The organism is Pseudomonas sp. W2Oct36 (assembly GCF_041060465.1).
In the GTDB taxonomy this organism is placed as follows: domain Bacteria; phylum Pseudomonadota; class Gammaproteobacteria; order Pseudomonadales; family Pseudomonadaceae; genus Aquipseudomonas; species Aquipseudomonas graminis_B.
Map to the genome: position 1 here is coordinate 209,719 of NZ_JAUERW010000001.1, position 16,427 is coordinate 226,145.

12 protein-coding genes and 1 pseudogene are annotated in these 16,427 nt (G+C 57.4%); 2 read left to right on the forward strand and 11 right to left on the reverse strand.

Annotation, left to right across the window (positions count from 1 at the left end):
• Nucleotides 1–25: 25 nt before the first annotated feature.
• Entirely contained in the window at nucleotides 26–988 is a 963-nt protein-coding gene (locus QWI18_RS00935) for a tyrosine-type recombinase/integrase (protein ID WP_369305679.1), read from the forward strand.
• A gap of 511 nt (nucleotides 989–1,499) precedes the next feature.
• On the opposite strand, the pseudogene QWI18_RS00940 reads toward QWI18_RS00935, so the two are convergent.
• From QWI18_RS00940 to QWI18_RS00970, 7 genes and pseudogenes are all read right to left on the reverse strand, one after another.
• A pseudogene (locus tag QWI18_RS00940) lies at nucleotides 1,500–2,912 on the reverse strand (transposase).
• A 112-nt stretch (nucleotides 2,913–3,024) separates the two neighbouring features.
• The gene (locus QWI18_RS00945) at nucleotides 3,025–3,363 is read right to left on the reverse strand and encodes a DUF3325 family protein (RefSeq protein ID WP_369305678.1); all 339 of its coding nucleotides are present in this window, start codon (nucleotides 3,361–3,363) and stop codon (nucleotides 3,025–3,027) included.
• Complete coding sequence (locus tag QWI18_RS00950; protein WP_369317943.1) at nucleotides 3,360–4,880, reverse strand: PepSY-associated TM helix domain-containing protein; 1,521 nt, start codon at nucleotides 4,878–4,880, stop codon at nucleotides 3,360–3,362. The genes QWI18_RS00945 and QWI18_RS00950 overlap by 4 nt, the downstream gene beginning before the upstream one ends.
• Nucleotides 4,880–5,269 carry a DUF3649 domain-containing protein gene (locus QWI18_RS00955; RefSeq protein WP_347876454.1) on the reverse strand — a complete coding sequence of 130 codons (390 nt, stop codon included), beginning with the start codon at nucleotides 5,267–5,269 and terminating at the stop codon, nucleotides 4,880–4,882. Before QWI18_RS00955 ends, QWI18_RS00950 begins: the two co-directional genes overlap by 1 nt.
• The gene (locus QWI18_RS00960) at nucleotides 5,203–7,590 is read right to left on the reverse strand and encodes a TonB-dependent siderophore receptor (RefSeq protein WP_369305676.1); all 2,388 of its coding nucleotides are present in this window, start codon (nucleotides 7,588–7,590) and stop codon (nucleotides 5,203–5,205) included. Before QWI18_RS00960 ends, QWI18_RS00955 begins: the two co-directional genes overlap by 67 nt.
• A 118-nt stretch (nucleotides 7,591–7,708) precedes the next feature.
• Nucleotides 7,709–8,650, reverse strand: coding sequence for a FecR domain-containing protein (locus QWI18_RS00965; protein WP_369317944.1), 942 nt, complete (start codon nucleotides 8,648–8,650; stop codon nucleotides 7,709–7,711).
• Complete coding sequence (locus QWI18_RS00970) at nucleotides 8,647–9,174, reverse strand: sigma-70 family RNA polymerase sigma factor (protein WP_369305675.1); 528 nt, start codon at nucleotides 9,172–9,174, stop codon at nucleotides 8,647–8,649. The genes QWI18_RS00965 and QWI18_RS00970 overlap by 4 nt, the downstream gene beginning before the upstream one ends.
• A gap of 726 nt (nucleotides 9,175–9,900) precedes the next feature.
• Between QWI18_RS00970 and QWI18_RS00975 the strand changes: the two genes are divergently transcribed.
• Nucleotides 9,901–10,461, forward strand: a complete 561-nt coding sequence (locus QWI18_RS00975) for a hypothetical protein (protein WP_192173822.1) — start codon at nucleotides 9,901–9,903, stop codon at nucleotides 10,459–10,461.
• Nucleotides 10,462–11,202: 741 nt separating this feature from the next.
• Here QWI18_RS00975 and QWI18_RS00980 read toward each other — a convergent pair.
• The 4 genes from QWI18_RS00980 to QWI18_RS00995 form a co-directional block, all read right to left on the reverse strand.
• Nucleotides 11,203–11,427 (reverse strand): Arc family DNA-binding protein, encoded by a 225-nt coding sequence (locus QWI18_RS00980; RefSeq protein WP_369305674.1) that lies wholly within the window; start codon nucleotides 11,425–11,427, stop codon nucleotides 11,203–11,205.
• 12 nt (nucleotides 11,428–11,439) lie between these two features.
• Nucleotides 11,440–11,688 (reverse strand): hypothetical protein, encoded by a 249-nt coding sequence (locus QWI18_RS00985; protein WP_369305673.1) that lies wholly within the window; start codon nucleotides 11,686–11,688, stop codon nucleotides 11,440–11,442.
• 688 nt (nucleotides 11,689–12,376) lie between these two features.
• A complete protein-coding gene (locus QWI18_RS00990) occupies nucleotides 12,377–12,685 on the reverse strand; it encodes a putative quinol monooxygenase (protein ID WP_369305672.1) in 309 nt (102 codons plus the stop codon).
• 241 nt (nucleotides 12,686–12,926) lie between these two features.
• Complete coding sequence (locus QWI18_RS00995; protein WP_369305671.1) at nucleotides 12,927–15,011, reverse strand: calcium-binding protein; 2,085 nt, start codon at nucleotides 15,009–15,011, stop codon at nucleotides 12,927–12,929.
• Nucleotides 15,012–16,427: the final 1,416 nt, after the last annotated feature.

The window sequence follows — 16,427 nt, forward strand, 5'->3', positions numbered from 1 at the left end:
TAGCGGTGCCAACAGAGAGATAGATATGCAGGAACTGACGAAAACCGCCCAGAACGATCAGCGTAGGCTGACGGCGGTCGAATTTCAGGATTTGGCTCGGGTACCCGCTGCAGTCGAGTGGTTTGCCAACCTCGACAACCCTCGAACACGACGCGCCTACCAAAATGACCTGGAAGACTTCTGCGGTTTTGTCGGTTTGGCTTCGGCCGATGAGTTTCGTGTGGTGACCCGATCGCACGTTCTGGCCTGGCGCGCCCAGCTCGAGCATCGCGGTTTGGCCGGCGCCACGATCCGCCGCAAATTGGCCGCGCTGGCCAGCCTCTTTGATCACCTCCTGGAGAGCAATGCGATCGCCGGCGGCAATCCCGTCCACGGGGTGAAACGACCCAGGATAGAAAGCAACGAAGGTAAGACGCCGGCACTGGGTGATCACCAGGCCAAAGCGCTGCTCGAGGCGCCGGATGAAGCAACACTTAAAGGGCAGCGCGACCGGGCGCTATTGGCTGTTCTTCTCTATCACGGACTACGCCGTGAAGAAGCAGCGCTGCTGCAGGTGAGCGACATTCAGGAGCGCCGCGGGATCCAGCATCTAAAGGTGCACGGCAAAGGCGGCAAGGTTCGGTACCTGCCACTGCACCCGGTGGCGGCTGGACGCATTCATCAGTACCTGGAAAGCTCAGGGCATCATTTGGCGGACAGGAAGGTGCCGCTATTCATCCCGTTGCGGGGCAAGTTGACCGGCGCCGGTATCACAGCCAACGGCATCTATACGGTGGTCGCAGCCTACGCGAAAAAGGCCGGTATTGAGGTCGACGGCCTAGGCGTCCATGGACTCAGAGCAACCGCAGCCACCAACGCCTTGGAGCATGAAGCCGATATTGCCAAGGTCCAGGCCTGGCTGGGTCACGCCAATATCAGCACGACCAAGATCTATGACCGGAGAGAGAACCGGCCAGAGGATTCTCCGACCTATAAGGTGAAGTATTAATAGAAGGAGTTGAGGACTGAGCAACAACTCACCCACGCGCATTGTCGAGAATGTGGTGTAACGCTACCCAAGGATGATGACCTTCCACATCACTGCCTCCGCAGGTATCGGTGTGTAGAAATGGGATTTCGCAGTCTTCCAGTGCTTGGCTTTCCATGCAGCCAGTGCATACAGCACGTCCTGCAACGATCGACCATCGACCGTTCCATTCTTCAATACCTCGTTCAGTCTCCACTTCTCCGACTCCTCAGCGTACATTTGATAGATGCTGAAGGTAGCCCTGTGCGGGCCTGTTTGATACGCCCAAAACCATGCCCTTGTTTGGGGGTAAGCCATGCGCAACAACCAATAAAGCAACGCGTGTTGGTCGGCGTGTTACCGGCAGCTTTTGGCCAATTCTGTTGAAAAAGTCGTTTTTTCAGGAAACGTGACGCTGAGCTTGGCCTCATCAAAGAACCTATTCACCACTGTTAAGTGGTTTTTCGGTACTTCGTTGACCGTTGCTGCTTTGTCAGTGGGTTAATTTGAGGGTTTTTGCTGATTTCGGGCGCACCCATCCTGTGGTTGGCGGCCCGTGAGAGATGAGTTTGGCCAGTCGGCGCAGGTTCTGTACCGCAGCAGCTAATGTGAACTCATCAGTCGCGCCACTCATGCCGCGTAGTCGCAAGCGATCCAGTTTCAAGATGCGCTTGAGGTGGGCAAATAACATTTCTACTTTCTTACGTTCGTGACGAGAGCGCACATATTCCGGCGTCTTCGCGATTTGCCGAGCCACATCGCGAGCCGCTTCATGAACACTGCGGGCGATCTTACGAACCGCAGTGTTGGGGCAGCACTTGGCTTTCATCGGACATGTCGCGCAGTCGGTTTGGCTGGATCGGAAGTTGATGGTGTTGGCTTTCGTCACGTGTGAGCGCAGGTTCTTGAAAGCTCGCCATTCGCTACGTAATGCCTTAGCAGGACAGCGATACTCCTCAGCGTCTTTGTTCCAGTGGAAGTCGCTGATCGAAAAACTGTCGCCCTTACGCTCGGTTTTATCCCACACCGGCACATGCGGCTCGATATCTTTCTCTTCCACCATCCAGGCCAACATCGGTGCTGTGCCGTAAGCGGTAACGCCGATTAAGCGATCCGGTTTGATGTCGAACAACTCTTCGACTCGGTCAATCATGGTCTTGGTGCTCTCAACCTCGGCGGTTCGATGAGCTGGTGTCGGCTCTACGTCCATGATCACGCCATGCTCGACATCAATCAGGTAGTTCGTGGAGTAGGCGAAAAACGCTGGGCCACCCGGGGCCGCCGTCCAACGGGATAGGGGATCAGTCAGCGAAAAGCGCTTGGGAAGTGCTTAAGCCAGCGCCTCTTCATCGAGTGCTTCGAGGTACTCACGGACAGCACGAGTGCTCAGAGACGGGTCGCGCCAGTTGATCTCTTCATCGCCAGGCACGCCACGTTGCCGACTCGCGTCCGCCTTGATGATGCTGGCGTCCACGGCAAAGCCTTCGCCCTTTACCAGACCCGCGTCCATGCAGCGACGCAGCACCTCATTAAACAGCCAGCGAAACAGATCACTGTCCCGGAAACGGCCGTGTCGATTCTTGGAAAACGTCCAGCGATTGCGAACTTCATCCTCAAGGCTTAACCGGCAGAACCAGCGATAAGCCAAGTTCAAATGGGCCTCTTCACACAAGCGCCGTTCGGAGCGAATGCCATAGCAATAGCCCACGACCAGCATGCGGATCATCAACTCAGGATCAATCGAAGGACGCCCAATCGGGCTATAGAAATCGGCGAGATAGTGGCGCAGGTCGCTCAGATCGAGACACCGATCAATGCTGCGCAGCAGGTGATTTGTTGGGATGTGGTCTTCAAGGTTGAACGAGTAAAACAGCCGATCCTGCCCACTCGATAACTGTCCCATCATGCTGCGTACTCTCCCGCTGGCCGATGAGCAGATTTTGCCTCAGGCCAAGCAGGAGAGCTACTGTTTCAACAGAATCGGTCGATAGCGGACGGTCAGTGCAGCGTCAAACCTCTCAAAAAGAAAACTCGATGGTCACAGCCGTTAAGAACACCGTCACCGCTGTCTTCCCGGCCAGCGTAATGAGACGCGGGAAATAAGCCAATCCCACGCTAATAGTGCAGCTCAACACCGCGAATGTGCAGAACCACATGACCCATGATCGGCCATCTGGCGCACTCGCTATACAAAAGAGTAACGATCCCGCAATGCCAGTGAACCCCAACCAACGCAACGCCCGCTGGCTGGGCCATATCGGTCGGTTGTTAAAGACGTCACGGTAGTGTCTGTTTAGCGACAGGCACAAGGCCGTCAGGGCCGCGTATAGCAAAGCGCTCCATGTCAGCAGGCTCATGAATGCCTCTCGCGTCGGGGGGGCCTTGAACCCGGCGCACGAGTTTGTGGTATGCACTGCTGCGCAGGTTGGTAGAGCCGCCAGGCCACAACCGCAAAACTCATTCCCAGCAGTCCGCAGACCAGGTTCAGCCCGTTTATTGGATTGGGACCTGTGAGGATATCGAGCACAGGTAAACCACCACACGTCAACGCACACAGCATTGCCTGCTCTCGCCAGGCATGTTGGGTCAACCGCATTTGAGCGTGCAGTAGCGTTAGCAGCCAGGTGCAGAAAAAGGCCTGTATTTCACGAATATCCCGAGCGGGCATATCGCCGGGCAGTAGCCGGTTGGCCCAGAGAAACGCAGCCATCGCCGTGGGCAGTCCGAGCATTGCCGCGATGTTCAGGCCTTCAATATGCCGATAGACCCCACGCCTTGAATTGCCTCTGCGTTTGACCACCCACAGCTGCAGCCCTGTGGCAATCATCGCGCAGCCGCCCAGCCCACTGAGAAATAACAACACACGCAACAGCGGATCGGCGAAATGCGCCAAGTGCAGCCCGTACATCACACCGTAGAAAGCCTTGACGGGCCCCGTTGACGGGTTCGTGCCGACCCACTCACCACCCACGCCGTCCAGCACCAGCCGTTGCGGCTGCGATGAGACGTGATCCAGGGTGTCCCTGAACAGCTCGACGCGGGCATTGACGGCTCCAGGCGCAGTGATCGACACACGAGCAATATGCTCTTGACCCCAATGCTGCCGGGCTTGCTGAATGAGGGTTTCGGGCGAGGCCAAAACGGCCCTCCCGAGCGCCGGCACCTGCGGGGCACTGAAGTCGCGAATGTCACGAAAGAACGCTGCGCGATCGGGGCCATAGACCAGATCGACGCCCCACGGGATGTACATGAACATTAAGGTGATCAGCCCGGTGTAGGTGATCACTGCATGGAACGGCAGCGCTAACACACTCAAAGTATTGTGCGCATCGAGCCAAGAGCGCTGGCCCTTGCCTGGCCTGAAGGTGAAGAAGTCCTTGAAGATGCGCCGATGGATAATCACGCCACTGACGATGGCGATGAGCATGGCCATGCTGGCAACGCCAACGATCCAGCGGCCGATCTGCGACGGCAGGCTGAGCTGAAAATGAAACCCGTAAAAGAAGTCTCCGCCAAAGGTTTTGCGCGGGGTTAGCGTCTGCGTGGAGGCTGGATCAAGCCACTCGCTGTTGTAACGCCGCTCCCCTGCACCTTGCCACATGACCTGAGTCACAGGCAGACGCGTCGTGGGCAGATCAATCAGCCAGGAAGCAGCATCCGGCGCACACTGCTCCAACCAGTCCATCGCTTGTTTGAGTGAAGCGGCCTCGCTGATCGGCGCCGAGGGGCGAATTTCCGGGTGCATCCAGGCGGTGATTTCACTGCGGTAATAGCTGGCAGTGCCGGTCATGAAAATAGCCAGCAACAGCCAGCCGACAACCAGCCCCGACCAGGTGTGCAGCCAAGCCATGCTTTGACGCAATCCTTCTTTCATCACGCATCACCGGGCAGGGAGACGGCGGACAACCACCCATAGACGCCCCCGAGCAGCAACATCGCGGCAAGCAGCCCCAGCCAGGCGCGCCTGGCCGAGCGTGCCGCGAAAACCCATATGGCTGCAAGGCACAGAATCAGGAAGGCAGGCAACGTCGCTGCCAACACGGTCTCGGCGCGAGGCTGTAACACGACAAGGGGCAACCCGATGGCCAGGCAGGCGGTGAACAGCGCGGTGACGGCGTACCCGCCTATCACCGCTGCGAGGATTCTTGAGAATACCCCTAACCTATAGCGAACGGACAGCTGGGGCCTGCCATGCCTCACCACTGGTAGCTCACAGAGCCGATGACACTGCGCTCGTCGCCGTAGCGGCACGAGGTATTGCACGACAGGTACGACTCATTGGTCAGGTTCTGGGCCTTGGCAGTCAACTGCCAATGGTCGTCGATGTCATAGCTGACCCGTGCATCAAAGCGGGTGTAGGCCGGGATCTTGCGATCAGTGACGGTCGGTGTGGTGCGGGTGGTACCGGTGTACAATGCGCCCACGCCGATCTTGACCTGCGGCAGACCGAACGCAGCCAGACGATAGTCCGTCCAGAGCGAGGCGTTGTGGTAAGGCACCCCTTCAAGGCGTTTGCCAATGTTGGTGACGACGTTATCTTCCAAGACATGCGCGTCGGTATAGCTGTAGCTGGCCGTCATGCTCACGGTGTCAGTCAGGTCGGTCTTGGCTTCGAGTTCCAGCCCCTTGGAGCGGCTTTTGCCATACTGCTCGTACTGCGCGTTCAGGGCGTTGTAGGTGATCGCGTTGGTCTGTGTCAGCTCGTAGACCGCCGCGCTGAGCACCGTGTTGCTGCCCGGTGGCTGGTAGCGAATGCCGACCTCGTATTGCTCGCCTTCGATCGGGTCGAACGTCCCCGCGACGCCAGGGTTGGCAACATCGGCCGGCTGGAACGACTGGCTATAGCTGACATAGGGCGCTACGCCGTTATCGAACAGGTACAACAGCGCGATACGGCCGGTAGGTTTCTGGTCACTGCGTGGCGTACGGTCGCCATTGACGAAGGAATAATTACGGCTTTCTGCCCAGTCCTGGCGACCACCCAACAGAAACACCCAATGATCGTCAAAGGTGATCTGGTCTTGAAGGTAGAGACCCACCTGACGGCTGTGGATATCCCACCCGGATTCGGGTGCGGTGTTCGCCCCTACCCCGGTGTAGGCAAAGGTCGAGAGGTTCAGGCGGGGAGCAAGTTGCGCCACTGTGGCGCTGATGTGGCGATGGGTGTCGTAGGTCTTGTGGTAGTAGTCCACACCCGCCAGTAGTGTGTGGCGCCAGCGGCCCGCGTCGATCTTCCATTCAACGTTGTTGTCGCTGGTCCAGCCGGTGGAGGTTTCTTCACGTTCGCTGTAACGGCGGTTCAACGTGTTACCGGAAATGCTGAACGGCAACAGGTAGTTCCAGGAAACCCTGGATTGGTAGTAGCGCAGGGCGTGACGTACTTTGAGCGTGTCGCTAAAGCTGTGTTCGAACACGTAGCCCAATGTATCGATGCGGCTGTTGAAATGATCGTAACCGGGCTCGCCCACAAAATCGTCGCGCCCGATCTTGCGTCCAGGGTTTGGACTGTAGGTGGTCATGGCGTAAGTTAGCGGCGGCGTCAGCCCGGTGAGTGCTTCGGTGTGGCTGGCGAGCACAGTGAGAGAGGTATCGTCGTTCGGCTTCCAGGTGAAAGAGGGTGCGATGTAGCGCTTGTCGTCGCGAATGTGGTCTACCTGCGTGTCAGCGTCGCGCCACAGGCCGTCGAGCCGATAGGAGAATTCACCCTGTTCATCCAGCGGGCCGGCCAGGTCGAAGGTGTACTGCTTGCGATCATGGCTACCGTATTCGACGCCGACCCGATGCAACGGGGTGTCGGTGGGCCGCTTGCTCACGGCGTTGATCATGCCTCCCGGCGACAGCTGCCCGTACAGCACAGACGAAGCGCCCTTGAGCACTTCGGCGCGCTCCAAACCAAACGGCTCAATGCCGCCGTCGTAGACGCTGGACTGCAATTTCATGCCGTCGAGCAGAATACTGCCAGTCCCGGAGCCAACGTTGAAACCGCGCAAGGTGTAATCGTCCGCCACCCGGCTGAAACCATTGGGCTGGCTTACAAACCCTGGCGTGTAGCCCAAGGCATCTGCCAAGGTGTCACTCTTGCGGTCGTCCATTTCGGCGCGGGTAACTACGGAAATCGATTGCGGCGTCTCAATCAGTGGCGTGTCGGTCTTGGTCGCACTGGCGGCACGTTTGGCCACATAGCCATAGACCGGACCGTAGGCCGACTCCTGATCGGACACTGCATCGATGTTCGACACACCCAACATCAGCGCACCGGTTTCCGGCTGCACGCTCAGCGCGCCGCTGCCACTAATCAAAAGCGACAGTCCGCTGCCCTGCAGTGCCTGCTCGACGGCCTGCTCTGCTGTCAGTTGGCCGGAAACTCCATGGGCCTGTCGCCCTCTGACGTCATCCGGCAGGAACACCACCTGGCGACCACTGCGCTGACCGATCGCGATAAGCGTCGCCTCCAGAGGACCTGCGAGCCAGGCGTACATCTGGCGCCCCGCCGCGCTGACCGGCTCTGCAGCAAAAATGATGTTTACAGGCGTAACGACAATGCTGACAGCAATGGCCAAAGGGCAAAGGAACTGAGGACGCATGGGTGAATGACTCTCCGGTGTCAGGACAGAACAGCTGCAAACGGCGCAGCACTGTCTTGCTTGTGCGATGAGCCAGCGAAATATTAAGAGCCTATTGAAAAATTTTTTCTTGCGGACCTCAGCTCAGGGACACACGGGTCCAGAACCCCAGGAAATGCTCGACCCGCAGCGGCAACACATCAGCCATTGCAGCCAGCACCTGTTCACTTTGATCGAGGCTGAACACGCCGGAGATTTTCAGTCGCGCAGCTTTGGGGCTGAGGGTCAACACGCCTCGGTGATAAGGTCGCAACGCCTCGATGACCGTTGCCAGCGTCTGGTCGTGAGACTCCAGCATGCCCTGCGACCACGCTGAAGCACTGTTCGCGGACCTGCCGATCGGCTCGATACCTCTGCCGGTCAGCCGTACACCCTGCCCCTCTGCCAACGTCGCACCCGAGCCGTTGATGTGCGTTACCCGCAGGCTTTTCTTCAACGCCCAGATACGGGACTCCTCCGGCAAGAGCATCATCATGCAGCGTCCTTCGGCCATGCTCGCAGTACCTAGGCGAGAACACAGCCGCAGGGCATCCCGCTCGCTGGCCCGAACGTCGGCAATCACACCGCCATCAAGCAATTCAACATCACGCTTATGTGCCCCGAAACGCAGGTTCACTGCACTTTGCGCGTTGAGCAGCAGAGACGAACCGTCTGGCAGAGCGATGCGTTCACGCTGGGCGGTGCCGGTACTCAAATCTGAGCGCAGTCCCGCCAGCCCCCTCCCCGGGCCGGTCAGACAATAACTGCCAGCTGCCAACCCGCATAGCCCCAACGCCCCTCGCAGAAAGGCACGACGACGAACCAGTCGGTCCTTGGCCAACATTCGGCCCGACACACCGTCAACGCTGGCAAACGCTGCCTGCAACCGAAGCTGCAACTGTTGCCAGGCCTCCTGATGGTGTCGGTCGGCCGCAAGCCACTGCTCGAAAGACAGTTGCTGCTGCGCATCGAAAAACCCGGAACGCTGATAGGCCATCCAGGCAATGGCTTCATCCACAGCAGCAGGCAGTACAGCAGTCATAGCCGCGCTTCGAAACAGGCACGCAGCCCCTGGACCACGTACTGATGAACACGCGGCACGGACACGCCCAGCTCGCGGCCGATTTCAAGGTAAGTCATGCCATCGAGCTGGCTGTACAAAAACGCCGCCCGGGCCCGGGACGACAGTCCCTCAAGCATACGATCAATCTCGACCAGGGCTTCGACCGCGAGCGCTTGTTGCTCTGCTGACGGGGCAAACTGCTCAGGCTCGCCGGCCAACGTCTCCAGATAGGCACGCTCCAGATCGCGGCGGCGCCAACTGGCGTACACCAAGCGCTTGGCAATGGTCGTTAACAGTGCCCTAGGCTCGCGAATCGAATGTGGATCATCCAGTGCTACCACGTGAGCAAAGGTTTCCGACGCCATGTCTGCGGCATCGCTGGGGCAACCCAATCGCGCCCGCAACCGGTCGAACAACCACCCATGGTGATCGCCGAACAGCTGATGGAGCAGGCTTTGGCGGGCGGTCAACTTGACGCTGGCGACACTGGAATTGACTGCCATCGAGAGCATCACTAATGGAAATGGTTCTCAATTCTGTCAAACCCAATCTGCTCTCGCAATAAAAGTCATTGGCAGGACAGAAAAAGACCGCCCAGATTGGCGGCGATACCGAGATTCGCTATCGCTTGACGATAATTTCAGACACCACAACAGGAGTTGGTCGTTCCACGCCTTGGACTCTGCCATGAACGCCCGCTAGAAGGCGTACCAAGTGCTAGAGCGGCGAAAGCCTTATCACCAGCAGAATCACCAGTTGGGTGTTTATATCCTCCATGTTGACGCTCTACTTGTAAAATCATGCCAAAAGGCAGCTTGACATAAACGATGGGCACCTCTGGTTGAGCCGGTCTGCATCTTGCGTAATTAATTTGCCTGAGCAACGCCTGGGGTGCCGCCGCCTTCGCCACGTTTAAGCATCCGGCGATAGGAGGACGGAACCATATCGACTAGCAGAAAATTTTAATCGTGCCATGCACAAGCCTCATACATCGGTTTGATCACGCGCTACCCCACGCGCTCTTGCGTCTTTTCCTGTGTTCTTAGAGGGCTTACATGCTGTCAATAAAGTGCGATCGCTTATTATGTCATTGCGTTTACTTGCCGGGCTGATCGTGTCGCCTGTTAAGAGAAGAGAGAGAGGGGAGGCATACCCTAGTGCCGAAATACCCCTTGCGTGTCGATCGCCTTGATGGCTAGAGTTGGGCACCGAAAACCGCAGGTAACGCAATGGAACTGCTTGATATTTACCTCCCTCATTACCATTTTCGTGAGCGTCACGCCCTCGATATTCGCGCTACCGCTGCCCAAGTAATGGGGGCTGTCGAAAGCTACGATAGTACCGAGGATCGACTCGTTCGGGCGATGACCGCGTTGCGCGAGATGCCGCAGCGGTTAATTTGGAGGCTAGGTAATGCTCCCGCTAGCAATCGTCCGCCATTCAGTCTTGAAAACTTTACCAACCTTGGAACCATTCCTGATAAAGCTCTCGCATTAGGTCTGGCGGGGCGCTTTTGGAAGCTAGACTACGGCCAAGAAATCGTCCCGGATGCTGAAAGTTTTAAGCATTTCGAACAGCCTGGCGCGGCGCGGCTAGTGCTCGGATTCAGCGCCAATGAACTTGGTGACGGTCTCACCCGCCTTGTTACGGAAACACGCGTGCAGTGCCTTGATGCCGTTGCCCTGCGCCAATTTCGCCCGTATTGGTACCTGATACGCCCCTTCAGCGGGCTGATTCGTAGACGTGTGCTTAAAGCCATCAAACGGGAAGTGTGCAGGATTCATCGCTAAAATTCACCGCAACTTCGGAGGTATAGGTAACCGGCACTTCGAAGAACTTATAGCTGCCTTCATCCACTTATAAGATGTCGATGTTATCGCCGGCCGGTACGGTGCGCGGCTAACTCTTTTTCCTTAGTCGCGATGCTTGAGGCCCACTGAAAGCCGACAGTTGCGGGACTCAATACTCCCCTGCCTGAAAGGCCAGCACGCCCGATCTTTCATGCTGGGAGTTTGCCCGACGATCGTCAGCTTGACCTTCTGCGGAGACTCAGCCCGAGGAGGGATAGAGGGGCTGTGATGAAAGGTGACGATGTTGTGAGCGCCCGTGGGAACAAAGTTCTGGTTATTGAAGCTGGTTTGCCGAGGCCCGGGGTTAGGACCCGTGTCCAACGATGTTGGACTCGAGCGTATGACAGAGCCCCTGTCCACTTCTGCGTTCAACACCTGAGCTTTGGATTCCATCGACGCGACTCCTCGGTGGGGCTCCGATCGGGTTGACCACAGCAAAGCGCTGACTCCAATAACACTGCCTATTGCTAGGCACGCGACAAGACTTTGCACGCAGGGCCTGTGGCCTCTTCGGGTAATTCGTTCCGGGGCATCACTGAGTTCTGCTTTCATCCATGACCTATCTATGATCTCTTTTTGCACATCGGCAACATTCTGGAAGCGATCTTCCCGTTGAACTCTCGGACGCGAAAGACGCGCCCTGCTACTGCCAAAGACATGTGGTGCACAGCAGACTTTTCTCTAACTTTCTGCCTGAACTTCCAACTTGGCGCACAGCGCTTTTAGCATGACGTTGTTTTCAACCACTAAATCGATTTTCTCAACCTCACGTAAGCTTGTCGCCAAACGTGCGATCATTTCTGCGTTGAGGCTGCGGTTATTCACCACCGCGCAGTGTTCCAGCCGTTCGCGCAACTCTGTCGGCAGTCGGAATGGATACGGGGCAGATTGCTTTTTCGTACTCATCGACTTTTCCTACTAACTTTCAAAAAAAGCCGCTACCCAGCCTTTTGCACCGTTGTATTCATCACCGCCTTCGGCAATGAAAATGTGATCTGTTTCATTCACAGCGTATACGCCTGGACTCTCATCGCTCGCGTCACGCAAGGAATCCTTCCAGCCGTACACTGCGCCTTGCCAGATCAGCACGACGCCGCCACGATGATCCTGGTTAGCATTTCGCCATTTTCTGGCAGTTGCACGAAGCGTTTCACTAAGATTGGTCACGGCTGATTTTCCTGGACGATCTGAGGTCCGATGATGCCCTGTTACTACTGACAAAGCCCGCACGGGGAGGACTTGTGGTGGATGCAGCGACATGTCCGTTATTTGTGTTGGTGGTGGACTGGGTGAATTGTCGCCGTGGTTACCATCAGCCATCAAGCCCTCAGGCGCGATAGCCGCTTTTCCTGCTCGATCACGGTACGATCACGGTATTCCTCTACGGCCACAGCCCCACTCGTGACGGGAATTGGGCGTTGCTCAATTTTTCTTACCTACACAGCTGCATCGCAATGGCATCGAACTCACGGTCAAAGCTAACTTTCTCTGCCGCGCTCAAGAAACCCTGCTGCTCGACGAACCGATTAGTTTCATGCCGGACGTTCTCTACACGCTTCACCATGCGCTGTGCTTCAACCTCGGTAATACCACGGCCTTTTTTCTTGAGGTACTGATATCGGCACTTAGAACATTCGCTCTTACTGAGATATGTGCTTGTCCTGGATCGCTGATCTGCCCGCCAGTCTCGCCGGCTGTTTCTTGTTGGTTTTAGATGTCACAGCTTGGAAGATTGAGGCTTTGCTGTGCAGCTGTAGCGGTCAGGCTAAAAACAAACAACGAAGTGAAGAAAATATGTTTCATGACTCATTCCCTTTGATCGGATGTCAATCACGCGTGCATGGCACACCACGACCTAGACGATGCTGCCCGGCAATTGATTAAGGCGAATCTGCTGCATGGGCTCGGCTAGGATATTTTCCAGAACCGGCATAGCGTTTGTCAGGGTCGGGGCCTTCATGTGCGCTTGCAGTGCCGCTTCATCGTCCCAGCTTTCGTAGGAAACAAAGCGGGTGGGGTCTTCGAGATCCGTCAACAGCGCATAGGCCTGGCACCCAGGCTCGTGCTGGAATTGCGGCAGGGCGGATTGCAGCAGGTTTTTCAATTGCGCTTCCTTGCCTGGCTTGGCTTTCATGATCGCGACGACGTTAAGAGGTGAAGTCATGTGGGGAGTCCTGGGAATGCCGGCGCCGGAATGGAGCCGTCAGCGCATGAGACATGCCACGTAAGGTATTCATTCAGAAAAAACAGCGAGGCTACTGTTACTGCGCCGCCACCCTTTTTCATTTTCGTGGAGTCGCTGTAATCCAAGGACTCCTTTCGCCTTGGATTACATCGGCCAGCCAGCGGAAAGGCACGCTGGTCACCACCCCCAGCTCCCAAAATCCCGCTAGAGTTATTTCTAACTACAGCATTTCAGTTGAGTCGATGGACGCGCTAATTACGCCCACCAAAGACACTTGCACCGTGGAAGCGAAGATCATGTCGGTATTGCCCAGGTCCTGGGTCCAGTCGCCGGTGAGGGCGATTTCGAACCGATGGCCTTGAGCGTCCGCTTCCACATCCTTCAGGTAGGTGCGGTCCAGATCGTGGTTATAGACCATCTTCAGCGTCGTCCCTGTGCCGTCTCCGAAACCCGTGTAGCCCAATGCCGACACGTCGATTTTGTCGTTGTTGTTGGCGAACCGGTCAATCAGGTCCACGAAGCTCTGGGTGTCGGTGCGGTAGCTGTCAGTGGCCGAGGTGTAGCGGAACACGTCAGCGTCATTGATGCCGTTACGGCCGTACACCGAAAGGTTCGGATCGTCGCCGCCGCTCAGATGGTCGGCACCCGCGCCCCCGATGATCACATCCGAGCCTCTGCCGCCGTCGATACGGTCGTTGCCAGCCAAGCCGTAAATGACTTCCGACATCGCGGTCCCTGTGATCACGTCCTTGGCAGCCGTTCCTTCGACGGTGGGGGCCGTGAACACCAGGTTGGTGCTGTTCAACTGCCCCGTCAGGTTGCCTTCGAGCGCCAGTTCAAAGCGCTGCCCGTCGGCGTTGGCATCGAAACTTTTCAGGTAAGTGCGGGTGCCGTCAGCGTTGGCCTGGATGGCCAGCGTGCCATTGTGGCCGTCGCCAATGCCGGTGAAGCCCAACGCAATCAGATCTACACGGTCTTGGGAGGCGTCGAAGTCCAGAATCCGGTCGCTGCCGGTTTCCGTAGCGGTACGGTAGCTGTCGCTGATCTGAGTGAAGCGGAAAATGTCTGCGCCCGTCCCGCCTGTCAGCACGTCACGGCCACCCGCGCCTTGCAGCACGTCGTCACCGCCCAGGCCGTGGATGATCTCGGCCGTGTCGTTGCCAATCAGGTGATTGGCCTCACTGGAGCCATCCACATGGTATTGGCCGTCCTGGCTGCCAAAGGTGGTGTCCAGGCTGCCATCGGCGTTCAATCGGGTGATCACGTCGCCGGCGATCAGGATTTTGCCATCGGGCTGAACGACTACCGAGTGGGCATAGTTCTTATCGCCGTGAGGCACCTGGACGGTGAGCTTGCCATCACCGCTAAAGGAGGTATCGAAGGAGCCGTCCGCATTCAGCCGCAGTACGTTGAAGGCGGTATTGTCATTGCTCTCGCCGGCAATGATGATCTTGCCATCGGCTTGCACGGTCATCGCAGCGCGGTAGTCCAGCCCCAGCGCGGTATCGAAGTACACCACGCCGTCCACGCCAAACGCGGTATCCAGGTTGCCGTCGGCTGCTAGTCGCTGAACGGCGTAAACCGGATCGCCCGGGTCGTGGGGACCGTCGGAGCCCACGTACAGCCAACTGCCGAGCAATACGCTGCCGTCTGGCTGCACAACTGTGGCGATATTGCCGGTGCCGTAATGCCCGGTCGGGTTGAGGACAAGTGCGCCGTCGGTACCGAAATCCTCCGCCGGAGCCCCGCTGCTGTCCAGCTTGAACACCACTGCTTGGGCGGTGCCGCGAAGGCTGACATACACCGAGCCATCCGCCGTCGCGTACATCACCAGGCCGTCGTAGTTGAAGGGCGGGACCATTGCTGCGGCGCCGTCGTGGCCGAAGGTGGTGTCCAGGGTGCCGTCTACATTGAAGCGTTCGACCTTCAAACCGCCAAGCCCCGGCTGCGCGGCGAGCACTTTGCCGTCAGCCTGCACCGCCATGACGTAGTCAGCATAGGCTTCCGGATCCAGGTTGCCGGGCACGAGGGCAATTCCGTCCTGGCTGAAACTGCTGTCCAGACTGCCGTCACTATTGAGGCGCACCGCCGTGAAGCTGCCGCGTGTGCCATAGCTTTCATCGCCCGGCGAGCCGGGGTAACCAATGGCGGTCTGGAAGCTTTCGCCACCGACGATAATCTTGCCGTCAGGCTGAAGAATGACGCTCCAGGTTTGATCGCCCCCCGTGGAGGGGTCGACCTGCACGGTGCCCGGACCGCTTCGTACGGTGTAATCGATGGTGGGCTTGCTGTCTGTTGAAGCCATGACATTGTCCTTTTGGCATGGAACCCGATGGATTGGGAAAAAGCTTGGACGGGTCCGTTGAATCTGACCTTGGTAGGATCTATTAATGCGAACTTTTTAGGCTCTGGCTCACCACACCAACTGCACCCCGCGGCAGAAATTCTCGGAAAATTGGGATCCCCGTCCTTCTGCAGCTGCTTTCTCGTGAGTCAGTTGTGGCCTTCCACAGAAGGCCCCCAGACTTCACGCAAAGTCCGGGGGACTATTTAACGGATATCCCGTTATGCGACGCCTTAGGTTGAAGTCGCTTGAGAACACTCCGACTGCCGTGACTGGTGTCACGGGACCGCGTTTAGAATCCTACGACGAGTTCTGGGCAAAGCAGAGGATCATGGGGCGCAGTGGCAGCAGAGGCGCTACAAGGGCCAGGGCACGCGAAGAGCCCCCTCAGTGACCAATAGATCGTCGGGTTTTGGGGCTTGAAAAAGGCCGGCTTTGCCGAGTACCGGCGCAGGTGTTGATAGCCTTGCTGTCAATTGAGAGGCGCCTAATCCCCTTTGGGCGAAAAAAAGCCGCCCCAACCGAAGCTAGGGCGGCTTTTCCCTCAGTTCAATCCTTTACAACAGATCGTTCCAATGGGCTCGCAAAAACTCATAGAGGTGATAAGCCCCTAATCCGTTTCTAACGAGGTCCCACATACGCTTAAATTTCTTATACATACTTTGGCCTCCTACAGTGAGGCCAATCCTCCGGTGGGCTTGTCCGGCTTACCACCCACCTTCGGGAATACATTGCGAATGCATCCACTGAGGCGGCCGGGGGTGAACCCTTCACAGCACCGGCCCGGATCTCACCCCGTTTGAAGAGTATGAAACCGTTATTTCCCAGGCCAGACCTCGTGGACGACTCACTTTGCAGGGAACCCGTCGACTGGCATGGTACTCGATTTTTAATAGCTCGCAGCGCTGTAACACGAAAATTTACTGCAGCCGCAGCCCCGCCTGCTGAAGATGCGAAACCGGGGGTTTAAGCACGCCAGAGGCGTTGTGCCCCTTGGGCTTCCCCCCCTGCCAGCCCCCGGCTTAAAACCGCTACCCTTTACCTAAAACCCAGGTTACCCCCGGGCTACTACAAGGGAATGCAATGACATAGTTGTTATCAACGTCAACCAGCAGTAAGATGTACCCATTGCGAATGCATCCACTGAGGATGTGCAGGAATCGGCCTCACCGAAGCCTGCGACAGAAAAACCGCCATCTCGGGCGGTTTTTTTGTGCATGCCGTTTAATTCCGCGCAAAGAAATCCCGCCTGAGCGGGGCCCGTATACGCCCGTCCTGGGCAAGGGGTTAGTAATCGTCGCTGGGTGGCTAGGCTTCCGGTCCCTTACAGCGGGCTCGCCAGGCCATAAACGCCAAAAATTCTAAGGTCAAGCATAA

Excerpts from the sequence above, each read along its gene's own strand:
- QWI18_RS00945 (WP_369305678.1), bottom strand. The coding sequence starts at position 3,363 with ATGAGCCTGCTGACATGGAGCGCTTTGCTATACGCGGCCCTGACGGCC.
- QWI18_RS00950 (WP_369317943.1), bottom strand. The coding sequence starts at position 4,880 with ATGAAAGAAGGATTGCGTCAAAGCATGGCTTGGCTGCACACCTGGTCG.
- QWI18_RS00995 (WP_369305671.1), bottom strand. The coding sequence starts at position 15,011 with ATGGCTTCAACAGACAGCAAGCCCACCATCGATTACACCGTACGAAGC.
- QWI18_RS00965 (WP_369317944.1), bottom strand. The coding sequence starts at position 8,650 with ATGACTGCTGTACTGCCTGCTGCTGTGGATGAAGCCATTGCCTGGATG.
- QWI18_RS00990 (WP_369305672.1), bottom strand. The coding sequence starts at position 12,685 with ATGACTTCACCTCTTAACGTCGTCGCGATCATGAAAGCCAAGCCAGGC.
- QWI18_RS00975 (WP_192173822.1), top strand. The coding sequence starts at position 9,901 with ATGGAACTGCTTGATATTTACCTCCCTCATTACCATTTTCGTGAGCGT.
- QWI18_RS00935 (WP_369305679.1), top strand. The coding sequence starts at position 26 with ATGCAGGAACTGACGAAAACCGCCCAGAACGATCAGCGTAGGCTGACG.
- QWI18_RS00960 (WP_369305676.1), bottom strand. The coding sequence starts at position 7,590 with ATGCGTCCTCAGTTCCTTTGCCCTTTGGCCATTGCTGTCAGCATTGTC.
- QWI18_RS00970 (WP_369305675.1), bottom strand. The coding sequence starts at position 9,174 with ATGGCAGTCAATTCCAGTGTCGCCAGCGTCAAGTTGACCGCCCGCCAA.
- QWI18_RS00980 (WP_369305674.1), bottom strand. The coding sequence starts at position 11,427 with ATGAGTACGAAAAAGCAATCTGCCCCGTATCCATTCCGACTGCCGACA.